This is a genomic window from Rheinheimera mangrovi (assembly GCF_003990335.1).
Taxonomy (GTDB): domain Bacteria; phylum Pseudomonadota; class Gammaproteobacteria; order Enterobacterales; family Alteromonadaceae; genus Pararheinheimera; species Pararheinheimera mangrovi.
In genome coordinates this window covers 1998494-2022153 of sequence record NZ_CP034683.1, presented here as the reverse complement: position 1 = coordinate 2022153, position 23660 = coordinate 1998494, and the positions used below count along the sequence as shown (strand labels likewise).

Sequence of the window (23660 nt, the reverse complement as noted above, 5' to 3'; positions counted from 1 at the left end):
AAACTTAAGACTTAATTATGAAATCGGAAGCACTTTTTGCATATCCAGACCTGTGGATAGTCAGGTGTTCACTGAGTTATCTACTACAACTTTCTTTTTAAACAAGGCCATCACCCAAACGTAAAACACCGGCACCAGTACAACACCCAATATAGTAGCGCTGACCATACCACCCATCACGCTGCTGCCCAGAGCTTGCTGACTAGCCGCGCCCGGACCTGTGGCCACAGTAAGAGGCAGTACGCCAAGCATAAAAGCAACGGACGTCATTACTATGGGCCTGAATCTCATGCGAGCCGCTTGCAACACGGCTTGCGCATAAGACGCCCCCTGATGATGCAGCTCTTTGGCAAACTCTATGATCAGAATAGCGTTTTTCGCCGACAGTCCAATAATAGTAATAAGCCCCACTTTGAAATACACATTGTTAGTCAGTTCCAGCACAGCCACAGCCAGTACTGAACCAAGCGCCCCAACCGGAACTATCAGCAGCACTGAAAGTGGAATAGACCAGCTTTCATACAAAGCCACCAAGACTAAAAACACCACCAGAATCGACAGACTGATCAAAAGCGAGACCTGAGAGCCTGATAATTTCTCCTGATAAGACAAGCCAGTCCACTCATAACCTACGCCTTGAGGCAAGGCCGAGATGATTTGTTCCATTTCCTTCATGGCCTGACCACTGCTGGCACCTTGCTTGGCATCTCCGGAAATGCTAAATGACGGATAGCCATTGTAACGGGACAGTTGCACAGGTGTATTTGTCCACTCAAGGCTGGCGAAAGAACTGACAGGGACTTGATTGCCATTACGGGATGGCACGTGCAGTTGCAGCAGACTCTGTGGCGTCATACGTTGCTCACTCTGCGCCTGAACCACCACTCTTTGCAGCCTGCCTTGATTGTTAAAATCGTTCAGCATGGCTGAGCCAAAAGCTGTTGATACCGCATCACTGATCGCATTAAAGGACACGCCCATAGCATCAGCTTTGGCTCTGTCCACAGCAAGTTGCAATGTAGGAGAATCCTGCAATCCTTCCATCATGGCATAGGCAATAGCAGGCGACTGATTGGCTTTGCTTAACACTGTATCCAAAGCCAACTGCATTTGTTCGCGACCTACTCCGGTTCTGTCCAACAGGCGTAAGGAAAAACCGCCCGAACTGCCTAATCCCTCTATGGCCGGAGGCGCCATCGCCATCACAGTAGCCTCCTTAAAGTCAGCAAATTCGGCATTTAACAGCTCAGTTTCAGCGGCAACAGACTGCTGCTCAGTGCGTTCTGACCAGTCTTTTAAATCCGGAAACAAAATAGCGGCATTTTCCCCGGTTCCGGAGAAACTAAAGCCCATCACTGAGGTGACCCACTTCATGCTGTCACGGCTGCTTAAATAATCTTCGACCTGAGCCACAGCCTTTTCGGTGCGGCCAAAGGTTGCGCCTGCCGGAAGCTGAACATCCACCATCAGTGAGCCTTGATCTTCTTCAGGCACAAAAGACTCAGGCACTGTGCGATAAGCGTAAACTAAAACACCAATCAACAGACTATAAAGCAACATAGAGCGACCAGCCCGCTGGATCAGGCGCTGGTTAACCTTGCTATAACCAGAAGTCAGTTCGGCGAAATACCTGTTAAACCAGCCAAAAAAACCTGCTTTCTTCAGGTGCATAGCACCATCTACTGGTTTTAACAAACTGGCACAAAGCGCAGGTGTTAAGCTCAAGGCCAAAAAACCCGACAGTAGAATAGATACAGCCAGCGCCATAGAAAACTGCTGATAAATAACGCCGACTGAACCACTCATAAAGGCCAAAGGTAAAAATACCGCGCTCAGCACCAGCGTGATGCCCACTATGGCACCTGACACCTGCTTCATCGCCTTTTGCGTTGCTTGCTTAGGCGTCAGTCCCTCCTCCATCATCAGGCGATCGACGTTTTCAACCACCACTATGGCATCGTCCACCAGAATACCTATGGCCAGTACCATACCAAACATCGTCATCATATTGACGGAAAAACCCAGCAGGTACATCACCGCAAAGGTCCCCATCAGACAAACCGGTACCACCAGTATTGGGATCAGCGTATAACGCAGGTTTTGCAAAAACAGTAACATCACCAGAAAAACCAGAGCTATGGCTTCCAGTAAGGTGTACACCACTTTCTCAATAGCCGCTTTGACAAACCTTGAGGTGTCATAAGGTACTGATATTTCCATATCGGACGGCAGATACTGACTCAACTGATCTAATCTGGCTTTGACTGCATCTACAGTACGGATAGCGTTGGCACCTGGCGCCAATTGAATGGCCGCTATGACCGCATTTTTACCATTGAGCCTGGTATTGAAATTGTAATCTTGCATACCAATTTCTATACGGGCCACGTCTTTGAGGTAAAGCGCCGCACCATTGGTTGTGGTTCTGAGCAGGATCTGGCCAAAGTCTTCCACTGTTTTAAGCGTGCCATCCAGCACTATAGATGCACTGACTTCCTGCTCTGTGTTGCCAGGACTGCTGCCAAAGCTTCCGGCTGGCACCTGAATATTTTGAGTCCGGATCGCACTACTGACATCCTCAACAGACAAACCATAGGACACCAGCTTTTGTGTATCCAGCCACACTCGCATTGCGGCTTCTGAGGAGAAAAATTGCAGCTTTCCTACACCATCTACCCTGCGTATTTCTTTATTAAGCGAGCGGGTGGCAAACTCAGACAAGGCCACCATGGATTTAGAACCATCATCCTCTTTGTAACTCAGGGCGTAAAACATCAGAAAACCAGCACTGGACTCCTCCACTTGCAAGCCTTGCTGAGTCACAGCGGCCGGTAACCTTGATTCGGCTTTTTTCAGGCTGTTCTGCACTTCCATCTGAGCGACAGATACAGAGGTTCCGGGTTTGAAGGTGACCGTAATGTCCGAAGAACCAGAAGAACCACTGGACGACTCAAAATAAAGCATATCTTTGATGCCATTGAGCTCTTCTTCTATCACAGAGGTAACAGACTCAACCATCACTTCGGCAGAAGCACCGGGGTAAGTGGCAGTTACAATAATTTGCGGTGGCGCGACCACCGGAAACTGAGCAACAGGCAGATAAGGCAAGGCGAACAATCCTGCCATGCTGATAAAAATGGCCACTACCCAGGCAAATTTAGGGCGGGATATAAAAAATTCAGACATATTTTTTATCTCAGTGTGAAACAGAATTGGAAGGCGCAGTAGCAGCTGCGTGCTTAACATCATCAGCCAGCTGCACCTGAACTTTATCTCCAGATTGTAGCTGTGCGGTGGCGCTGGTCAGCACAATATCGCCTGCAGCAAGACCTGCAGTGATCTGCCAATCCTTCCCTACCATCACGCCAGTGCTGACTTCCCTGGGTTCAGCTTCACCTTTATTGTTCTGTACCCACACCCATTGCTGACCCTGGTGATCCCGGCTCAAAGCGCGCTGTGGTATTAGAATAGCATCTGGCACAAAACCAAGTCGGGTCCGGACTTTGACATACATGCCGGGTAACAACTGCTGATCTTTGTTGGCAAATTCGGCTCTGAGCGTTAAAGTTCCGGTGTTTTGATCGACCTGACTTTCAGCAAATAACACCTGTCCCTGTTGCGCTGGCTGCCCGGCGTTATCCAGAATATTCAATTGATTAACTTCCTGACCATAACCTTGTTGTATGGCATGCTGGCGCTGCATTTCACTGCCTGAGGATAAATTCATGTCAACGTACACAGGGTCCAGCTGATGAATGACGGCCAGTTGAGTCGCCTCATTCTGCCCCACTAACGCACCTTCACTAACCAAAGCTCTGCCGATACGCCCTGCAATAGGAGCAGTGACTCTGGTGTAGCTAAGATTGAGTTTGGCATTGTCCAGATCCGCCTCTGCAGCCTGCACTGCAGCAGCTGCGCTGAGCAGGTTGGTTTTTGCGTTATCAAATTGATGCTGACTGACTGTAGCTGTGGCCAGTAGTGGCTTATATCGCCTTAGCAAATCGTCGGCTTCGTGCCGGGCCGCTTTGGCTTTTGCAAGTTCAGCCTGAGCCTTTGCCAGCGCCACTTGCAGAGGGGCAGGATCGAGCTGGAATAAAACCTGACCAGCACTGACCAGACTTCCTTCGGCAAATTCACGTTTGAGCACTATGCCTGCAACCCGGGCACGCACTTCGGCCTGCCGAACCGCAACCACTCGTCCCGGCAAATCTTCGGTGATGTCCAGCGGAGCCTTTGTCACTACTAGGGCATCAACGGTTTTAACCACAGTGTCAGCTTCAACCACAGGCTCTGGTGCACAGCCAATCAGGATCATGGCCATAGTGATAGCCACCAGATTCTTACCCTTACCCATCACCACTACCTCATTTAACCAGCTTAATTTGAATGAGTGCACGATACCACCAAGAATCAAATGAATCAACATAGATTCATTTGATTCTTTTCAAAAGCAAAAGTATAGTGATCCGGAATGTTTAACCGCGTAGAATGCTTCAGGCAGTTTTGTTGATATGGATAAGATGATGATAAAAAGTGAAGCTACAGATCCCTTGTTGTTGGCTGTTGCTATGGCTATGGTGGACAACCCCAGAGCATCTTTGCAGGAGCTGGCGAAAGCTGTTGGCGTCAGCAAAGCCACTTTGTATCGAATGTGCCCTACCCGTGACAAAATTACTGAACGGCTGTTTTCTGAATCCGTTCGCCAGTTTGATTTGGCCATTGCCGCTGCTGAACTGGAAACTGCTCCAATTCCGCAGGCATTCCGAGCTTTGATTGAAGGGCATTTGCGCCATAAAGAACTTTTTGTTTTTGTGTCCAATACCTGGGAACCACAACTGCTGGAAGCATCAGACACAGAACATCGCTGGGTCGAGTATGAGGCCATCTTTGATCAATTCTTTTTGCGAGGACAACAGGAAGGTTTTTTCCGTGTTGATATCGGCGCAGCAGCCTTATCTGAGTTGATGATAGGCATGTTATCCGCTTTGGTAAATTCGGAACGATCCGGTCGGATCGCCCGCAAAGATATGCTGGATACCATGGAAAAGATGTTTTTATCAGGTGCCAAGAGACAATAAGCCGAAGGAAGAACCGCACATCGGCTTTATTGCATTGTTAAAACTCATACTCCAGCGCAAAACGTAAGGTGCGATCTACTGTGTTGTTGTCTATGGATACTATCACCGCCAACTCCCATTTTAACTGTTCTTGTTTGTCGAACTTATGCACGCCCATTAAGCTTGGGCCTGCACCTTTGTAGTTTTCACCAGCGTACAATTCAATAGCAGGCTGCACGGCCGGTAACCAGCGGTAGCGGTATTGGGCGCGGAACTCGCCTTCCCATTCGGCGTCCAGTGACTGGCCCCATTCATACACAGCCAGAGCGTTTAAGGTCAGGCTGGTTGGGCCAAATTCTTTTTCCATTAATAGCCCAGTTGTAAATTCGTAGTTATCCTGATTATTTTGCCGCTCCAGTTCAAACAACATGCCCCAGTCGGCGCTGTATTGGCCCTGCTCTGTCAGCATCCAGCGCAGTTCCAGCTCGTAACCTGACAATTTGTAGTCTTCAGGATGAATACGATCTGCTACCACATAAATTTCCAATGCGGCACGTTCAGCGGCTGAAAAGCCGTACCCCAGTTTTTGCCCCATGGTGTTGTTGTCCGGATGATCGGCTTGACGCTGGTAAAAGTAGCGGTATTCAAATTCACGCTCCAGTGGCTGCACATAAGGGTGATACACCTTGTCCACCACGCGCCCGTCCGCCATAGCCGACATGCTGCTGCCAAGACAAACAAAACACAAAGCCTTGATCACTGCTTTTTTGCCGTAAAGCTTCATCTTTTTTTCTCCATAAAGCTGCAACACCAGAACAACACCCCAAAACACACCAGATACAACAGAACTTGCGACAGACTGGGGGTGGCTTCATAACCCATCAGCGCCTGTAAAAAGAAACCCAATTCAGATTGCTCCGACAATAACTGTTCGGTTTGCCAAAGCTGCGGACCTGCCACAAGCCAGTCGGATTGGATCAGCAAGGCTGAAGCCATCATCACTTGACGAGCGCCAGACAAGGCTAATAACAAGGCAAAACTTTGGATGCGCCACTGTTTCAGCTCGGTCAGCAGGTAATACCAAAGCACAGCTATGCTGGCCCCTATACCTACACCCAAAGCTGAACCTAACAGCAGATCGGCCGGTGTGTTTTCCGCTTGGCTCGGCAACCATATATATAACAATAAATTAGTGCCACTGATGCTAAACAAACAAGCAGCGGCAAGCGCTGAACTTAACAGCGCCCACTGGGCTTTCAGGGCCGACAAGCAAAGCAATACAAAACAGCTCAGATATAAAAAACTATATAAAAGCTCCAGCCCAAAACCATCCAGTTGCTCTGAGATCCATACCATCTGAAGGCTGATCAGGCTTAGCATCAACAACGAGGGCAAGGCAAAATACAAGGCAAAACTACGCCAAACACTTCTGTGCCACACCAGCAAAGTCGCCAGCAGCAAACAAAGCGGTAGCAGTTCGCGTAAAAACATCAACACCGTATTAATAAGCATGATTAGCCTTATGCTGTAGCCATTCTGCTTCAGGCAGAGCTATTAACACGCCCTGCGCGCTGTCCGGATTGTATTCGCCAAAAAATTCGTACTTGCCTGGTTTTAAAGGCCCCACAAATAAGGTGGCTTTGCCTTTGCCTAAAATCACTTTTTCGCGGTTTAAGCTAAAGCTTTCGAACTCTTCAGGTGATGGATCCTGATTCAACACCAGCAATTTCACTTTCTCACCAGCGGGTACGTACAACACTGATGGTTGAAACAGATGATCTTTAATCTGCAGCTCAAATACACTTTGCTCCGCTACAACAGGCAGAGTCAGCAATAACAAGGCCGTTATAGGCAATGTTTTTTTACTGTTTTTTCTTAACTGACTTTTTTTCAACTCTATGTTTTTCAAAGGGGCAGTTCCACTGTCACTTTTAATCCGCTGCTAAAATCAGAAGCTCCAAGGCTGATGCGGCCCAGATGCAAAACCACTATATCCCGCACTATGGCTAAACCTAAACCTGAACCCAGGGTGCCGGATTGATGCCTGTCGCCACCCACACGGTAAAAACGATCAAATACCCTACTGTGTTCTTCCGGCGCTATACCAGGGCCATTGTCCTGCACCACCAGAACAGCTTTATGCTGAGTGACCGACAAAGCCAACTGAATAGAGCCGCCCTGTTGTGTGTATTTACTGGCATTGCCCACCAGGTTACTCACCAATAACCGCAATGCAAAAGCGTCGCCTTTCAGCGACAAATGCTCAAGACCCACCAGCTCTATTTGTTGCTCTTTGCTGTCAATTTGTGGATACCAGTCGGCCACCACCTGACGGCATAAACCCGCTAAATCCAGCTGTTCAGTGCGGGCCTGAAAATGCTCTGGGTTAGTGCGATTGAGTAGCATAATTTGTTCGATCAGCGCACTCATCCGCTCTACACCAGCCTGCAAGGCAGGCATAGAACCTTCAGGGTCGCTAATACCACAACGCTGCCATTGCTGCGACGCATTATGCAAATTCACCTGCAATACGCTTAATGGGGTACGCAGCTCGTGCGCCACATCGGAGGCAAAACGCTTTTCCCGTTCAAAGGCATCAGCTAAACGGGCAAATAACAGATTGGTGGTTTTAAGCATTTGATCCAGTTCGGCCGGCACCTGATCCAGTTCTACCGGGCTTAAATCATTGGCTTTTTTCGACGACAGCTGGGCAGAAAAACGTTGAATGGGCGATAAGGCTTTACTCACGACCAACCAGATCAATAAAGCCTGCAACGGTAAACTCAAGACCACGGGGTAAATGGAGGCGGTGATCACTTCATCTGCCAATTGCTGGCGCTGTTGCAGCGGCTGCGCCACTATCACTGTTAACTGGTCGGTAGGCGTCTGGCGAAACACCCGCCATCTTTTACCGGAAAAGTTATGCTCACTAAAACCTTCAGCCTCCGCCATTGGGCTTTGTGGCGCCAAAGCGCTGCGATACACCAGCTCGCCCTTTTGCCAGACTTGTAAGGCCAGGCCTAATTCCTGCTGAGCACCGGCCTGATACTGCTGCGACAAACTGGAAGCCAGCACCTCTAAATCCTGATCAAACAAAGCTTCAGCCCGGACTGCGCTTTGTTTATAGCTTTGCAAAGCCGCAACAAAGCTAATCAGTGTGAAAAGCGCGATCAGCACTGTGACTAAATAGCGACGCAACGATCTCATAGCAGACTCATAGCTGGTTCATATAGTTAGGCTCATGCCACATTCACACTCACGCTATAACCCACGCCTCGCAGAGTTTTAATAAAATCTTTGGGCAACTTTTTGCGCAAATTGGATATATGTACCTCCAGTGCATTGCTGGCCACTTCTTCACCCCAGGCATATAAACTGGCTTCAAGCTGCTCACGGGTTTTAATGCGGCCTGCCGACTCCATTAATTCTTTTAGCAGCATATATTCACGGCGGGACAAACCAACAGATTCACCTTCAACCCGCACCAAATGCGCACTGGTATCCAGTTCAACTTGTTGTAGTTTAATTAAGTGCGTAGCCGCAGTACCCAGTCGCCGCTCAATCACCCGCAAACGGGCGAACAATTCAGGCATAGCAAAAGGTTTCACCAGATAATCGTCGGCGCCTAAATCCAGACCACGGATCCTGTCATCCACCCCATCGCGGGCGGTCAGTACCAGCACAGGTAAATGGCCTTCTCTTTGACGACTTTGTTTGAGGACATCCAGACCGTCCATATCAGGCAGACCTAAGTCGAGGATCACAGCATCGCAGTCTTTGGCTTTGATGCTGCTTAAGGCATGTTGACCTGTACTGACGTGATTAACCGCAAACCCCTGACTAGACAACGCCAACACCAGGCCTTTGGCTAAATCCAGATCATCTTCGACCAGTAATAGTCTCATACATGCCCCTGTGTTCGAACCTGAATATAGATTGGGATAAACCCTAAACAGCACCTGATTAAAATTTGATACAGGCGGAGACAAGCCCCGCCCCTACAGGTTTCACAGATTAATGTTTAAGCTTTTTCGCAACTTTGGTTTCCAGCACTGCAATTTCCTGTAAGCGGCCTTGATCAGCACTTAGACGATCCGGACGAGGCGCAGCCTGTTTTGCCTTTTCAATGTAACTCATAGCCGCTTTATAGTCGCGCTCTTCTGTTAAAAATTCTGCATAAAAATAATTAGGATCAATACCTTGAGGGTTAATGCTCAGGGCTTTTTCCAGCATTTTTCTGGCATTTTTGTCACTGCCAAAGCCAATAGGCCAGCCTGGCACTTTGTAGTACAACACACCTAAACTGGTGTAAGCCGAACCTTGCAGGGCCTGACTATCAATTTTAAGTGCGGCTTCCAGATCAGCTTTGGACTCTTCCGCCAGCGACATAGCGCCTAAGCCACCTTTGACCCCGGCATAGCTGGATTTGATAATGCCACGCCAAATCAGGGCTTCGGCTTTGTCCGGATTAGCCGCCACTACTGCATTGGCTTGTTTCACCAGCTCTGGAAAAGCTTTTTCCTTCTGGTCTTCACTCATACTGTAATTGACTTCAGCCCAGCGGTCCTGCAGTGGTTTAATATCCTGCAGTACATCGGCCTGCGCGACTGCTGCCAAAAATAAAGCCGGAATCAAAGCTGTGAATTTAAATCTGTTCATCTTGACCTCGTTAGCGGGTTTTACCCACTGCAAATAATTCAATTAGTGTTAATTTACTTTTTAACCCCATATCCACCAGCGCAGGAAATACCCCATTCAGGCGGACAAATATCCGTTCTGGCCAGCCGAGAAAACGGCGCAGCTCGCTGGATTTCAACTGTTTGATCAGCTGCTCTGCAACCCAGTGTGGGCTATCCATACTGTTGCCAAGCTGCTGATTTAACAGCACTACTTCAGTTGAGTTAATGCTGGTTTCTGTCGCTCTTGGTGCAAAATACTTCACCTGCACGCCACTATCGGCCAGTTCACGCTGCAAGGCTTCAGTAAAACCACGTAAACCAAATTTAGTCGCGCAGTAACCGGTAAAACCAGGATGACCAATACTGCCAAAGGCAGATCCGACATTGACGATTTGGCCTTTATGTTGGCGCAGCATAGGTAAAAACAGCTGACACAATTGCATAGGCACCAGCAGATTAATGCTGACCAGCTCACTAAATTGCTGTTGCTGACATAAGCCAAACTGACTGATACCAGCGTTGTTAATCAGTACATCTATGCCGCCCTGCTGCTGGCAAAACTGCAGCAAACTCTGTTGCTCTACTGTATTGGTTAAATCACAAGAGTAAATCAAAGTTTCAGCTGCCAGTTGGTTTTGCAGGGCGCGCAGTTTTTCAACGGCGCGGCCAGTTAATATCAACCGTGCTCCCTGCGCGCTTAACTGTTTGGCCACTTCAGCTCCTATGCCACCAGTCGCGCCAGTCAGCAGCACAGTTTTGCCAGCTAAGAAACTCATGCTATTGCCTCCTCAGCCACAACTTTTTTAGTCAGACCATGTGGCTGTTCCAGGCTGCGAAATACATCACCGTATAAGTGGAAAAAGCGTTTTGCGCTATGGATGATCAGCGCCTGATCGGCTGGGTCTGTGATCTTATCCATCAGGCTTTCGAAGAACTTGATATGGTCCTGATCTAAAGCACCGTGCGAATTCAGATAGCTAAAAGCTTTACGTGGCAACTGCAAAGTACCGGCAATTTTACTGGCGGCCTGCTCTGCTAAAGCGATGGACGTACCTTCAAGTACCAGCACCATGCCAAAAAAGCATAATGGATTGATACGGCGTACCGAGTCATAGGCATAAGACACCATCAGCTCGGTAGCAAAAGCCGGAGTGCTGGCGCGAGCCTGCTCTTTATCATACCCACAAGCTGCAATGTCGTTTAATACCCATTCCTGATGGCCTAATTCTTCTTCAATGTATTCAGCCACAGCTTCACGTAACCACTCTTTGGATTCAGGTAACAAAGCGCCCACCGACATCAACAGCGGTACTGTGTGTTTGACGTGGTGATAAGCCTGAGTCAAAAAAGCCACATAGTGATCCAAGGTAAAATCGCCGGCGAAAGTACGACGGATCATCGGAGCTTCCAGTAAATAAGCACGCTCTTGTTCGGTGGCATTAACGAGCCTTTGATAAAAACTCATAGGATTCTCCTGTTACAGCATTAGAAACAAATAAATCGTTGATTTCACTTTGATATTTTTTAAATACTTCGGCACGGCGTGGCCTGCCATTGGCTGTTAAAGTACCGTCAGCCAGTGACAAAGGTTGAGTTAACAGCTGATAGGCTTTGATTTGCGCATAATCCGGTAATTGCTGGTTGACGTGAGCCAGATAAGCAGGCAGCTGAGCTACCGCTTTGGCATCAGCCAGATACAACAAGGCAGCACAATAAGGTTGAGCATCGCCCACCAGCACGGCCTGACGAATTAAACCGCTTTGAGTTAATAAAGCTTCTGGCCACTCAGGGGAGATATTGCGACCCAGGCTTGAAATTAATAAGTTTTTGCGACGGCCAAGGATACGTAACCTGCCTTGTGCATCCAGTTCACCTAAATCGCCGGTAAAGACCTTGTCGCTTAGCGACGCTGCATCGCCCAAATACCCGAGAAATGGCTGTTTCACTACTATCTCGCCATCGATAATTTCAATATCTCGATGGGCTAAAGGCATGCCCACCAACTCCAGTTCATTGCTCGTACTTTGCCGTGCATCGACACTGGATAAAGCCACCACAGAAGCACATTCGCTTAAGCCATAGCCCTGATACACAGGTAAACCAAGACTTGCAGCCTGTTGCAATAAAGCTGTGGATACATGAGCACCACCTACAGCAATAAACTCCAATGATTCTGGTGCTTGCCAGCCTTGAGCGCGCGCCATCACCAAGAGTTGCAATAGCTCAGGTACTAAAATCAGGCTTTTTGGTGCTGTACTGCTGATTAGTGTCAATAAAGCCTGTGGATTCGTTAGCTGACTACCGTTAAAACCACGCAAAGAGTCAGGAGCTATCAGCACTTCGCCACCTGCTAATAAAGGCGCATAAATACCAGCGATATTTTCCAGCAAGGTGCTCAAAGGCAATAAACATAAGTGTTTAGGCGCTTGTTGAGCAATGCGCTCCAGCAGGCTGTGCGCTACATCCAGCTGACTTTGCGCTGATAAACACACACCTTTTGGTTGCCCTGTGGAGCCGGAGGTAAAAGTAATCTTCTGACAAGTGGCAGGAATAGCAGCACCAGAGCTTTGTAACTCACGGCGATACAGCAATAAATCGCCTACTTGTTCTAACAATGTAAATTCAGCTGAGTTTTGTTCCTGATCTGAGATATAAAAATCAGGCTCCAGTTGCGCCATGACATGGGCAAGCTGACTTTCAGATAAGTAAGTAGGCAGCGGCACAAGGAGTAAATCTGCATCCAGACAAGCTAAATCCAGCAAGGCCCACTGGGCTGAACTATTGGCCGCTAAAGCGATACGCTGTGCGCCGTAACCTAGTAATAATTCCTGCCATAAAATCATTTGCTTTTTGATTTGAGCCTGTGAATAAGCTAAACCTGTCGCTAGATCTTTTAATACCGCTGTAGTTGGTAATTCAATACGCATCAGCAGTCTCCTTCTGGTAAACGAGCCACTAACTGATGCAACTGCGGCCAGTGCTGATGGGCTAAAGCTGTTAATCTTTCATCGCTATGAATAAGGCGCGTAACGGCAGCTAAATCCATCACACAAACTTTTGGATTGGTGTCGTAATAACTACCCCAGTTGGCAGCATCTTTGCCTAAAGCTTCAGCTTTAGCTTCACCAAGCTCTGTCAGTTCAATGCCATGACGGCTTAGGATACTGCGCACCACAGTGGTCGCAGCACAGAGCAAATAACGGTAATTCAGCTGGTCCAGCGCATAAGCCATTAGTACAAACAACTGCAATAAGCTTTGTCTGTTGGATGCATACAAGTGACCAATTTCAATCAGTTGAGAACGTTCGGCCTGCATGCCGTAACTGGCAAGTAATTGCTCGACAGGAGCTGGTAGGTACTGTTCGATAAATAAATCTGTATGAGCGGCACCTGCTGCTGCACAACGAAGTCCAAGCACAGCCTGCCATTCACCTGCACGGCTTACACCTAATAAGTTGGGCATAAATTTATGCACATCGGCCTGATAAGCTTTGGCAAAACCTGACGCGATAAACTGCTCAATAGAAGCACGTTGTATGTCAGAGCATTTTACTAACTGCAACAGCGCTTTGGTGTCAGCGTCTGATTGCACTGGCAATCTGACCGCAACAGACTGGTCGAACTGATAAGAAGACAACATAAGCACACTCCTGCATACCGATTTAGCATGCAGTGTGCGTCAGGAAGCTTAAAGAAAACTTAAGGAAAAAGCGGGGTTCAAGATTTTATTAAAATGGGGTTGAAGCCATAAGGTTAAATAGCGGTTTAAGCTCTATGCCGTTTAACCGCTAAAAGCGCAGCACCAAACAACCAATACCAACGGGTGCCATAGACGCTGGCAAAAATTAAATAGCGGCAGGCACATCAGCATAAAGACAGTGCTTTCCATCGCCAGCGGTGCTAGCTTGTTTCCGGCCGAGTGTTTGCCTGCAGCACCCAGAGCACGGTCTATTAAGTTCGCCACTGGCACTATGAAAGAAGCGCCGATAAACAAAGTCCAGATCGCATGTTGTGGCAAACTAAAACAGGCCACTAGCCCAGCTGTTAGCCAGACCAAACCTGAAGTCATAATACCTGTTGCGCCCCATAAATAACCACGACGCATATCTTGTTCAAAGTCAGTCAGAGTGTCCATGCAATACCTCATGTGCGGTAAGAAAGCTGCTGCCGGACCTGATGCAGCTTCATTTTGATGCTAAATAACAACGCAGGAAATTTATGCCCCCTCGCTAAAACCCAGTACTGTCATCAGTCACCCCCTTATTTCAGTTGACTAAGCAGCTGCTCGCCATGCTGAAGATAATCTTTCACAGCAAGCTGCTGCGCTGCCCATGCCGGGTTATGTGTTGTATGAGTTGCAGTCACCACCACTAAAGTACCACCACAAGCCAAAGCTGCCGCTATACCTATGTCCGCATCTTCAAAAATCAAACAATCTGCGCAGCTCACACCAAGCCGTTTTGCTGCAAGTAAATAACAATCAGGGTTGGGTTTACCCTGTTCAACATCTTCGGCCGTGATTAATACTTGTGGAATTGGTAAACCAGCCGCTTTGAGACGGGTTAATGCCAGTTGGCGTGGAGCTGAAGTCACTACAGCCCATTTGGACGGAGGAATTTTGTTTAAAAATGCGGTTGCACCAGGTATTTCCTCAATACCTTCCACTTCAGCTATTTCCGCTTGGGTGATGTAAGCCGCTTCTGTCGCCGCATCCACCCCTGGCAGATTTAAACTGGCGATAGTGTCTATGGCTCTTCTGCCATGAATAGTCGGCAAAAAGGTTTCAATATCAATACCATGTGCTCTGGCCCAGTTGGCCCAGACCTTTTCCGCTGCAGCAATAGAATTTAGGATAGTGCCGTCCATATCAAACAACATAGCGGCAAAGCCTTTATCCGGAAATAAATCAAGAGTCATAAGATTGCAGCCCTCTATCAAAACGGTTTAAAACTCAGTGAGTTACTTTGCCATAAACCAAGCCTGGGGAGTAGAAGAAACGAGCAAAAGCTCAACAAGGTGGCAAATACGAGTTAACGCAGGATTTTAAAAGAATATTTAAAATCAGTGCCTTGCACCAGAAGCAGCTGTCATTCGGCAGTGCTATAGCCTGTCAGCCAACTGATAATTTGATCCATCTTTGCCTGAGTGCGGCCTTTAGGTTCAGCTTTTTGCAGATAAAGCGGATAAACAGAGCAATACTTGATACTGAAAATACGGTGTCCTGCCATGCAGGCCCCTGTGCTATAACCACATCAGTCCGGAATAAGGCGTAGTTTTTAGCGAATCCAGCCGGCTTTGCAAATCGCCGCAATGTATTTCCAGTTGATGGCCGTCCGGATCCAGAAAATACCAGGATTGTCCTTCACTTTTGTTTTGTTTCCACTCTTTGACTCCGGCCTGCCTTAACTTAGCAGTAAAAGCCGGAAAGTCCTGTTCAGCTATATCAAATGCCAGATGGGAATAATCTTGAGCAGGTGACACCTGATCGCAGGACAGGCAAAACCATAAATCATTCAGGCTAAGGTAAGCCCCTTTATCCCAACGCACATGGGCCTGCATACCCAGCAGTTGGGTGTAAAACCGCAATGAAGTTTCAAGATCACTGACAGCAATGGTGATATGGTTTAATCCTTTGAGCATCAAAAGTACCCTGGCTTTATGTATTAGATTGGCAGCAGTTTGGGTCGAAACATAAAACTATTAGTGACAAGCGGGTTAGATGCCATATTCGCGTTCCACTTTCGCAATACGGGTTCTGAAGCTGCTATACCACTGCTGATACCCTAACTGCTGCGCCACAAGATGCTCAGCATTATTTTTCCACTGCCGTATCGACTCCAAATCTTGCCAATAGGACAGGGTAATACCTAACCCCTCCCGCGCCGACTCTATACCAAGAAAGCCTGGCTGTGTCGCAGCTAAAGCCACCATCCTATCCGCCATTTCGGCGTAGCCATGATCACCATCCGTGCGAAGGGAACTAAAAATCACAGCGTAATAAGGTGGCTTTGGTGTATTGGCGATTTCTGACATTTAGATCCCTGCTCTGTTTTTGTTCAAGGCTTGCCATCTTCTAGCATAGCCACTGTGTTTTCAATAAAACTTAATCAGACCTTTTAAGGCACAAAGACTGCTCTTTGCCTTGTGCCAAAACGCTGAAAACAGCTTTTGAGCAGCTGGCACTGCATAATAGCGCTCTACAACATGAAAGAAGATACATGATCAAGGGGTCAAAGCAGTGGACCCCGCTGAACCGGCAATCCTATAAAGTTGGTAATTTTGCAGTTTTTTTGTACTGCTTTTATTGCTACCCTCTTTGCACACTCACCAAAGGCTTTTGATTATGAATGCTATTATTTCGCGTACCAAGTCCCTCGGGCAGCCCCTATTGTTTGCTTTTTTGCTGTTAAGTCTTTGCAGCCCAGCGGCTGCCAGCTCTTTTATTACCCCAGACCATAGTCAGTTTTTATATACCGGCCGCATCGATTTTAGCAATGCTAAATCGCCTACTCTGTCTTGGCCTGGCAGCAGTATCAAAGCTAACTTTAGCGGTAAAAGCTTAGCTGTGGTGCTGGACGACTCTACAGGTAAAAATTTCTTTAATGTCATTATTGATGGCAAGGACAGCCACCCTTTTGTGCTACAAGCCAAACAAGGCGAACACAGTTACCTGATTAGCAGCAGCCTGACCGACGGACCTCACAGTCTTGAGATCTACAAACGTACTGAGGGTGCCGAAGGCGCCAGTCAGTTTAAAGGCCTGCTGCTGGACGATAAAGCTGGTTTACTGGCGCCGCCAAAACGCCTTGAGCGCCGGATGGAGATCTACGGCGACTCGATCAGCAGCGGCGCGGGCAATGAAGCGGCAGATAACGCTGAAGACGATCTGGCCTCAGAAAAAAATAACTACCTTGCTTATGGTGCCATAACGGCCAGAGCCCTGAATGCCGAACTGCACACTATTTCGCAAAGTGGCATAGGCGTGATGATCAGCTGGTTTGATTTTATCATGCCGCAGTTTTACGACCAGTTAAGCGCAGTGGGCAACAACAACAGCAGCTGGGATTTCAGCAGCTGGACTCCGCATCTGGTGCTGATTAACTTAATGCAAAATGACAAATGGCTCATTGACAATGAAAAACGGCTGCAGCCTATGCCTACCGACGCTCAGCGTATTGCCGCCTACCAGCAATTTATTAGCACTATTCGCAGCAAATACCCCAAAGCACAGATAATTTGCGCTTTAGGCAGCATGGATGCTACAGAAACAGAGCAATGGCCAAACTATGTGCGCCAGGCGGTAAAAAACTTGCAGGCCCAGGGTGATACTCAACTGGACACTGTGTTCTTCCCTTTTACCGGCTATGGCAAACACCCTCGCGTGGCGCAACATCAGGCCAATGCCGAGTTACTTACCGCCTTTATCCGGAAAAAAATGCAGTGGTATTAGAGCTGATTTAAAAAAAGCCGGCGCTGGGTCTCACCTATCAGGCTTGTTTTAACTTATCTTTGGCCAGCTCAATCACAGCATGACCCAGCTGCACCAGAGTGGCAAAATTGGGTGTGGTTTCTGGCTTTAAGGAGCGATAAGCACTGGTTCGGCTTTTAATACCTGCTTTGGCAATAACCTGGCTATGACCAAATTGCTCGACGTAAGAGCGAACAGCAGCCTGCAAAATATCAGGACGCCCTTCCTGCATCGAATCCCATGACGCCTGTTTAATCACAGTTTCCATCTCTTTGACATCAAAGCTGGTCTCTAAAGTTTTGTGCTCGCCTTGGGTGATAGCCCGCAATGTCGCAGCAGATAACTCTTTGCCACTCCAGTTTAATGAGCCGTCAGCGGTTAAAGAGAACTTCTTAAAGTCTAAAATCTCCGCGAATGGTGCTTTGCTGAAATACAACGACAAATCAGCCTGCCCCTGATAGCCGTCGTTAAAGGTCAACTCAAGTTTATGGTCGCCAATCCACTCTACATCTATGACTTTTAACATACACCACCCATATCTTCTAACTTGCCGGTTTTTTTGCCAATAACTGCTTTTTGCCACATCAGCATCAATTGTTGCCGATGCTCAGCGATATGACTTTCCGCTCTTTTACGCTGTTTATTGGGTAAATACCCTTCCAGACTTTCACCTGTTTCAATACCGATGATCAGTTCATAACTGCCATATTTAACATGCAGATCTGGCAACTTATGCTGCTTGTTATCAAAGAAGTACAAGCAAAATGACAGACCTAAAAGGCATCAATCTCTGGCATAAAGAGGTTGAACTGGTTATTCCAGCGCGTAAGAATCCAGTGTCAGGTCTAATGTGATGACTCGCCTCCCATCCTGACTTAGGATGAGGTGACCAAACCGAAAGAGGCGAATCATCATGCTTATCAAAACATTAGGTGTAGATCTTGGCAAGCTCAGTTGTCATGTGATTGGGCAAGATCAGCACGGAAAAGTAGTAGAAAAGCGCAAAATACTGATCAGTAAGTTTGCAGAATATCTGGCAAATTTACCGCCATGCGCTGTGTTTTTTGAAGCCTGTGGTGGCGCACATCATTGGTGCCGTAAAGCCAGAAGCCTTGGCCATCGGGCTGACATGATACCGGCCAATTTCGTGAAGCCTTTTGTAAAGTCGAACAAAAACGACTTCAACGATGCCGAAGCCATTTGCGAAGCGGCACAGCGGCCGACGATGCGTTTTGCGCATGTTCGCAGTGAAGAGCAACAAGCCTTTGGCTGTTTACTCAAGTTACGTGAGCAGTTGGTAGAAGAGCGCACAGCGGTCAGCAATCAGGCGCATGCGTTTCTGTTGGAATTTGGTATTCAGCAGAAAAAGGGCCGTGCTTTTATCGGCACTGTAGCGGATATGACTGAAAATCCTGATATTAATTTACCTGAAGCGCTGCGTCTGGCGCTGTTCCGTCTGGTGGAGCGTTATAAAGCGGTTGATAAAGAAATCAGTGAGTTGGAACGGGATATCACGGCGATTAACAGCCAGAACGAGAACTGCAAGCGTATGCAAAGCATTCCGGGTGTAGGTTTAATTACCTCGAGCTTTATTGAATCATGGGCTGGCAGTTGCAACCAGTTTAAAAGTGCCAGAGACTTTGCGGCCTGGGCAGGATTAGTACCAAAACAGCATTCAACAGGCGGAGTAAGCAACCTGCTTGGGATCAGCAAACGCGGTAACAGCACGTTGCGTAAATACCTGATCCACGGTGCACGCTCGGTTATCCAATGGAAGCTCGAAGAAGATCATGCCTGGAGCCCGTGGATTAAAAAGCTGTTAAGCAGTAAGAAAAAAACAGTGGCGGTGGTCGCTATGGCCAATAAACTGGCCCGCATTATCTGGGCCGTATTAACAAAAGAGCAGAATTACGCAGCAGTCGCTGCATAAACCGGGTCACACCGAGTTTGCAACACGATGGCAATAAGGCAACAACCATGATCGGAAACCTGTCAGGGGCAAAAGCACATAGATGCTGAAGGTCTTATTAGGGCGATGATGGGCGAACAACATAGCGGGCGGGCACAACAATAAAGTGCCAACAGACTCCGGATAGATTGACGCAGACTTATTTGCTAACCGTGCTTGCAATATGGAGGCGAGTCATAGATTTCCCTTTGCCCCAAGGAGCAAATTAACTCCTGAACTGGCAAAGGTCGTTCACAACGGCTTGAGTTTCTTCAGAAAATAACTCCATCTGTTTATCAGTCAATACACCGTTATGCTTAAGCGCCGCAATTTTGAAGTAGGCGCTATTGCGTGACAGACCATCAAACATGTCAGCTATGGCCATATCTTCTTGTTTGATCAGAGTGTAAAGTTCAAGATAACTCTTGTGCTGCGGCCCTGTTCTTTCAGCTGAAAGTTTTTCAACGCGTTGGAAGATTTGTTCACAAGCGACGTTGAGTAATTCGTCTTTTAAATCCCTGATCCTTTTCCAGTCTCGTTCGGGTATGGATTTCATTTGATGATCTCCGGGATGCAATAAGGCAAGAGTGATGAACCTGCGACCCGAGTCTTATTTTTGTTCAATTTGTTTGTAACAAATTAGCGCTGATGTACCTGTATTTCAATAGGTTTTTTCTAGGCGCTTTGTCCGAGTGACTGTAAAAGTCATTTAGCATTGCTGGTAACAGAATAGAAATTGATGCAGGGTGGGTACAAGCCTAATAAAGATTTGTTTGGAATTTTAGACGGGCGGGTGCAAGACCCGCCCCTACCGGTTCGCTGTAAGGTATTCAATAGCGTCAAGTAATCGGCGGTAAGGTTTTGCGGCCTTTGCTCTTTTAATCACTGCAGCAGAAAACGCAGGCATGTCGCGTAGTGGCTTATTTTTCTGTTTGTCTTTTGGATTGATTGGAGATTTAGCCATAGGATCAACTCTCAAACAAAGCATCTGATTATCCATAGCTTTTAATCTGGTTGCAGGGCAACAACTTTAACAAACACAGAACTGTAAAATCCAGAAATAATAAGGGCGGGTATAAAACCCGCCCCTACGGCAACTGGTTCATCAGGAGGAAGGATCCCCCGAATGAATTACCAGCCAGTCAGTTCTTTCAGTGCTTTACCGATGTCAGCTAAGCTCTTCACGGTTTTCACGCCTGCGTCTTCCAGTGCAGCGAACTTCTCGTCAGCTGTACCTTTACCACCAGAGATGATGGCGCCAGCGTGGCCCATGCGCTTACCAGCAGGTGCAGTTACACCAGCGATGTAAGAAACAACAGGTTTAGTCACGTGTTTTTTGATGTAAGCAGCAGCTTCTTCTTCAGCTGAACCACCGATTTCACCGATCATCACGATGGCTTCAGTCTGTGGATCGTCCTGGAATAATTTCAGGATGTCGATGAAGTTAGAACCTGGGATTGGGTCGCCACCGATGCCTACACAAGTAGACTGGCCGAAACCGTAATCCGTAGTTTGTTTTACTGCTTCATAGGTCAGAGTACCTGAACGTGAAACAATACCTACTTTACCTGGCAAGTGAATGTGGCCTGGCATAATACCAATTTTACATTCGCCTGGAGTGATCACGCCTGGGCAGTTAGGGCCGATTAAGCGTACGCCTAATTCGTCACATTTTACTTTGGCATCCAGCATATCCAGAGTTGGAATACCTTCAGTGATACAAACGATCAGTTTGATACCGCCGTTAGCAGCTTCCAGGATAGAATCTTTACAGAAAGCAGCTGGTACGTAGATCACTGATGCTTCTGCGCCAGTGGCTTCTACCGCTTCTTTTACTGTGTTAAATACTGGTAAACCTAAGTGAGTCTGACCGCCTTTACCCGGAGTCACACCACCAACCATTTTAGTGCCGTAAGCAATGGCTTGTTCAGAGTGGAAAGTACCCTGAGCACCAGTGAAGCCCTGACAAATTACTTTGGTATCTTTATTAATTAAAACGCTCATGGATTACCCCTTATGCCTTAGCCGCTGCAGCTACAACTTTCTGTGCAGCGCTTGTCAGGTCTGTGTCAGCGATAATGTTCAGGCCGCTTTCACCCAGCACCTTAGCACCCAGTTCAGCGTTGTTACCTTGCAGACGAACTACTACTGGTACTTTAACGCCAACTTCTTTCACTGCGCCAATTACACCTTCAGCGATCATGTCACAACGCACGATACCACCGAAGATGTTGATGAATACGGCTTTCACAGCGTCATCAGACAGGATAATTTTGAATGCTTCAACAACGCGTTCTTTAGTCGCGCCACCGCCAACGTCCAGGAAGTTAGCTGGTTGGCCACCGTGTAATTTCACGATGTCCATAGTACCCATAGCTAAACCTGCACCGTTCACCATACAGCCGATGTCGCCACCTAAAGCTACATAGTTCAACTCCCACGAAGCAGCGTGAGCTTCACGTGGATCTTCCTGTGAAGGATCCTGCATAGATTTTAATTCTGGGTGACGGTACAGAGCGTTGCCGTCGATCACCAGTTTGGCGTCTAAGCAGTGCAGATCGCCAGCTGGAGTAATAACCAGAGGGTTTACTTCCAACAGAGCTAAATCTTTTTCCTGGAACAATTGAGCCAGACCCATGAAAATTTTCACGAACTGGTTAATTTGCTTGCCTTCCAGGCCTAATTTGAATGCTAATTCACGGCCCTGGAATGGCTGAGCGCCAACCAGTGGATCGATAGCAGCTTTCAGAATTTTTTCTGGAGTTTCGTGGGCAACAGTTTCGATTTCCACGCCGCCTTCAGTAGAAGCCATAAACACGATACGACGTGAAGAACGGTCTACTACAGCACCTAAATACAACTCTTTAGCGATGTCAGTACAGGTTTCAACCAGGATACGACTTACAGGCTGACCTTTTTCGTCTGTCTGATAAGTAACCAGGTTCTTTCCAAGCCATTTTTCAGCGAAAGCGCGGATATCTTCTTTGCTTTTCACCAGCTTCACACCGCCCGCTTTACCGCGACCACCAGCGTGAACCTGAGCCTTGACAACAAACATGTCGCCGCCGATTTTATCTGCAGCTTCTACCGCTTCTTCAACAGTTGCTGCGGCGATGCCTTTCGATACAGGCAAACCATATTGGGCAAACAGTTGCTTACCCTGATACTCGTGCAAATTCATGGCTATTTTCCGTTCATTTTGACATTGAAGGCCACACCGGTGGTGCGACCTGACCTTTAGATCGGCGCGTATTATAGTGCCAATCAGTCTGATAAAAAATGCTGTTGCCCGAAAACAACAGCATTTTTAGTTACTTTTTCCAGATATTAGATATCCAGCAGAATACGGGTTGGATCTTCCAGCAACTCTTTGATAGTAACCAGGAAGCCGACTGACTCTTTACCATCGATGATACGGTGGTCATATGACAAGGCTAAGTACATCATTGGCAGAATTTCCATCTTGCCGTCTACCACCATGACGCGGTCCTGGATTTTGTGCATACCCAGAATAGCGGATTGTGGCGGGTTGATGATTGGAGTAGACATCAGAGAACCGAACACACCACCGTTAGTGATAGTGAAGTTACCGCCAGTCAGGTCGTCCATAGACAGCTTACCGTCACGGCCTTTGATGGCTAAATCTTTGATAGCTTTTTCGATTTCAGCCAAGTTCATTTTGTCACAGTCACGCAGAACTGGAGTCACCAGACCACGAGGCGTAGACACAGCGATGCTGACGTCGAAGAAGTTGTGATAAACAATATCATCGCCATCGATAGCAGCGTTCACTTCAGGGAAACGTTTCAGCGCTTCAGTCACAGCTTTCACGTAGAAAGACATAAAACCTAAACGGATACCGTGTTTCTTCTCGAACACGTCCTGGTATTGCTTACGCAGGTCCATGATTGGCTTCATGTTCACTTCGTTGAAGGTCGTTAACATGGCTGTCGAGTTTTTCGCTTCTAACAGACGGTTGGCAATAGTTTTACGTAAACGTGTCATAGGCACACGTTTCTGTGAACGATCACCTTGTACCGGCGCAGGAGCAGCAACTGCAGCGGCCGCTTTAGCTGGAGCAGCAGGAGCACCACTTAAGAATTTCTCTACGTCTTCTTTAGTGACACGGCCATTTTTACCAGAGCCCTGGATCTTGGCAGCATCTAAGCCTTTTTCAGCAATGAGGCGGCGAACAGATGGAGTTAACACATCATCTGACTCTGCAGCAGGAGCCGCAGCGGCCGGAGCAGCTTCAGCTTTAACAGCAGGCGCGCCACCGGCAGTCATATGACCAATCACTTGTTCTGCATTTACAGTAGCGCCTTCAGCATGGACGATTTCGCCCATCACGCCATCGGCTTGCGCCACAACTTCAAGGACTACTTTATCGGTTTCAATGTCCACCAGGACTTGATCACGGCTAACGGCTTCACCTGTTTTTACATGCCAGGTGGCGATTGTTGCGTCTGCAACTGATTCTGGTAGTACCGGGACTTTAATTTCCACTT

The 23660-nt window shown here is 47.6% G+C and carries 26 protein-coding genes; 3 read left to right on the top strand and 23 right to left on the bottom strand.

Annotated features, from left to right (window positions below; all coding sequences use genetic code 11):
• Positions 1-60 precede the first annotated feature (60 nt).
• Both EK374_RS09135 and EK374_RS09130 read right to left on the bottom strand, forming a co-directional pair.
• Entirely contained in the window at positions 61-3186 is a 3126-nt protein-coding gene (locus tag EK374_RS09135) for a multidrug efflux RND transporter permease subunit (protein WP_127022273.1), read from the bottom strand.
• 10 nt (positions 3187-3196) lie between these two features.
• Positions 3197-4426 carry an efflux RND transporter periplasmic adaptor subunit gene (locus tag EK374_RS09130; RefSeq protein WP_127022270.1) on the bottom strand — a complete coding sequence of 410 codons (1230 nt, stop codon included), beginning with the start codon at positions 4424-4426 and terminating at the stop codon, positions 3197-3199.
• Positions 4427-4520: 94 nt separating this feature from the next.
• On the opposite strand from EK374_RS09130, the gene EK374_RS09125 reads away from it, so the two are divergent.
• Positions 4521-5078 (top strand): TetR/AcrR family transcriptional regulator, encoded by a 558-nt coding sequence (locus EK374_RS09125; protein WP_127022267.1) that lies wholly within the window; start codon positions 4521-4523, stop codon positions 5076-5078.
• 37 nt (positions 5079-5115) lie between these two features.
• Here the strand turns inward: EK374_RS09125 and EK374_RS09120 are convergent, their stop codons facing one another.
• From EK374_RS09120 to EK374_RS09050, 15 genes are all read right to left on the bottom strand, one after another.
• Positions 5116-5841: a hypothetical protein gene (locus EK374_RS09120; protein WP_127022264.1), complete on the bottom strand. Its 726-nt coding sequence runs from the start codon at positions 5839-5841 to the stop codon at positions 5116-5118.
• Positions 5838-6569 (bottom strand): hypothetical protein, encoded by a 732-nt coding sequence (locus EK374_RS09115; protein ID WP_127022261.1) that lies wholly within the window; start codon positions 6567-6569, stop codon positions 5838-5840. The genes EK374_RS09120 and EK374_RS09115 overlap by 4 nt, the downstream gene beginning before the upstream one ends.
• Complete coding sequence (locus tag EK374_RS09110; protein WP_127022258.1) at positions 6559-6966, bottom strand: cupredoxin domain-containing protein; 408 nt, start codon at positions 6964-6966, stop codon at positions 6559-6561. Before EK374_RS09110 ends, EK374_RS09115 begins: the two co-directional genes overlap by 11 nt.
• Positions 6963-8264 (bottom strand): sensor histidine kinase, encoded by a 1302-nt coding sequence (locus tag EK374_RS09105; protein ID WP_127022255.1) that lies wholly within the window; start codon positions 8262-8264, stop codon positions 6963-6965. The genes EK374_RS09110 and EK374_RS09105 overlap by 4 nt, the downstream gene beginning before the upstream one ends.
• A 32-nt stretch (positions 8265-8296) precedes the next feature.
• A complete protein-coding gene (locus tag EK374_RS09100) occupies positions 8297-8962 on the bottom strand; it encodes a response regulator (RefSeq protein WP_127022253.1) in 666 nt (221 codons plus the stop codon).
• A 109-nt stretch (positions 8963-9071) separates the two neighbouring features.
• Positions 9072-9716 (bottom strand): tetratricopeptide repeat protein, encoded by a 645-nt coding sequence (locus tag EK374_RS09095; protein WP_127022250.1) that lies wholly within the window; start codon positions 9714-9716, stop codon positions 9072-9074.
• Between the two features lie 10 nt (positions 9717-9726).
• Positions 9727-10512, bottom strand: coding sequence for an SDR family oxidoreductase (locus tag EK374_RS09090; protein ID WP_127022247.1), 786 nt, complete (start codon positions 10510-10512; stop codon positions 9727-9729).
• On the bottom strand, positions 10509-11201 hold the full coding sequence (locus EK374_RS09085) for a TenA family transcriptional regulator (RefSeq protein ID WP_127022244.1): 693 nt from the start codon (positions 11199-11201) through the stop codon (positions 10509-10511). The genes EK374_RS09090 and EK374_RS09085 overlap by 4 nt, the downstream gene beginning before the upstream one ends.
• Positions 11176-12663, bottom strand: coding sequence for an AMP-binding protein (locus EK374_RS09080; RefSeq protein WP_127022241.1), 1488 nt, complete (start codon positions 12661-12663; stop codon positions 11176-11178). The genes EK374_RS09085 and EK374_RS09080 overlap by 26 nt, the downstream gene beginning before the upstream one ends.
• Entirely contained in the window at positions 12663-13376 is a 714-nt protein-coding gene (locus EK374_RS09075) for a thermostable hemolysin (protein WP_127022238.1), read from the bottom strand. The genes EK374_RS09080 and EK374_RS09075 overlap by 1 nt, the downstream gene beginning before the upstream one ends.
• Before the next feature lie 141 nt (positions 13377-13517).
• A complete protein-coding gene (locus EK374_RS09070) occupies positions 13518-13871 on the bottom strand; it encodes a DUF7010 family protein (protein ID WP_127022235.1) in 354 nt (117 codons plus the stop codon).
• A gap of 125 nt (positions 13872-13996) precedes the next feature.
• Positions 13997-14653, bottom strand: coding sequence for an HAD family hydrolase (locus EK374_RS09065; protein ID WP_127022232.1), 657 nt, complete (start codon positions 14651-14653; stop codon positions 13997-13999).
• Between the two features lie 170 nt (positions 14654-14823).
• The gene (locus EK374_RS09060; RefSeq protein WP_127022228.1) at positions 14824-14964 is read right to left on the bottom strand and encodes a DUF2200 family protein; all 141 of its coding nucleotides are present in this window, start codon (positions 14962-14964) and stop codon (positions 14824-14826) included.
• A 13-nt stretch (positions 14965-14977) separates the two neighbouring features.
• Complete coding sequence (gene fos / locus EK374_RS09055) at positions 14978-15376, bottom strand: fosfomycin resistance glutathione transferase (RefSeq protein WP_127022225.1); 399 nt, start codon at positions 15374-15376, stop codon at positions 14978-14980.
• 75 nt (positions 15377-15451) lie between these two features.
• On the bottom strand, positions 15452-15769 hold the full coding sequence (locus EK374_RS09050) for an antibiotic biosynthesis monooxygenase family protein (RefSeq protein WP_127022222.1): 318 nt from the start codon (positions 15767-15769) through the stop codon (positions 15452-15454).
• A gap of 310 nt (positions 15770-16079) precedes the next feature.
• Here EK374_RS09050 and EK374_RS09045 point away from each other — a divergent pair, with 310 nt between their 5' ends.
• Positions 16080-17186: an SGNH/GDSL hydrolase family protein gene (locus EK374_RS09045; protein WP_127022219.1), complete on the top strand. Its 1107-nt coding sequence runs from the start codon at positions 16080-16082 to the stop codon at positions 17184-17186.
• Between the two features lie 37 nt (positions 17187-17223).
• On the opposite strand, the gene dhiA is transcribed toward EK374_RS09045, so the two are convergent.
• Positions 17224-17730: a type II toxin-antitoxin system antitoxin DhiA gene (dhiA, locus tag EK374_RS09040; RefSeq protein WP_127022216.1), complete on the bottom strand. Its 507-nt coding sequence runs from the start codon at positions 17728-17730 to the stop codon at positions 17224-17226.
• Positions 17724-17933, bottom strand: a complete 210-nt coding sequence (locus EK374_RS09035) for a DUF4160 domain-containing protein (RefSeq protein WP_206099318.1) — start codon at positions 17931-17933, stop codon at positions 17724-17726. The genes dhiA and EK374_RS09035 overlap by 7 nt, the downstream gene beginning before the upstream one ends.
• A gap of 184 nt (positions 17934-18117) precedes the next feature.
• On the opposite strand from EK374_RS09035, the gene EK374_RS09030 reads away from it, so the two are divergent.
• A complete protein-coding gene (locus EK374_RS09030; RefSeq protein ID WP_127019137.1) occupies positions 18118-19134 on the top strand; it encodes an IS110 family RNA-guided transposase in 1017 nt (338 codons plus the stop codon).
• A 244-nt stretch (positions 19135-19378) separates the two neighbouring features.
• Here the strand turns inward: EK374_RS09030 and EK374_RS09025 are convergent, their stop codons facing one another.
• The 4 genes from EK374_RS09025 to odhB form a co-directional block, all read right to left on the bottom strand.
• Complete coding sequence (locus EK374_RS09025) at positions 19379-19708, bottom strand: hypothetical protein (protein ID WP_127022213.1); 330 nt, start codon at positions 19706-19708, stop codon at positions 19379-19381.
• Between the two features lie 575 nt (positions 19709-20283).
• Positions 20284-21156: a succinate--CoA ligase subunit alpha gene (gene sucD / locus EK374_RS09020; protein ID WP_127022210.1), complete on the bottom strand. Its 873-nt coding sequence runs from the start codon at positions 21154-21156 to the stop codon at positions 20284-20286.
• A 10-nt stretch (positions 21157-21166) separates the two neighbouring features.
• A complete protein-coding gene (sucC, locus tag EK374_RS09015; protein ID WP_127022207.1) occupies positions 21167-22333 on the bottom strand; it encodes an ADP-forming succinate--CoA ligase subunit beta in 1167 nt (388 codons plus the stop codon).
• 146 nt (positions 22334-22479) lie between these two features.
• A complete protein-coding gene (gene odhB / locus EK374_RS09010) occupies positions 22480-23658 on the bottom strand; it encodes a 2-oxoglutarate dehydrogenase complex dihydrolipoyllysine-residue succinyltransferase (RefSeq protein ID WP_127022204.1) in 1179 nt (392 codons plus the stop codon).
• Between the last annotated feature and the right edge of the window lie 2 nt (positions 23659-23660).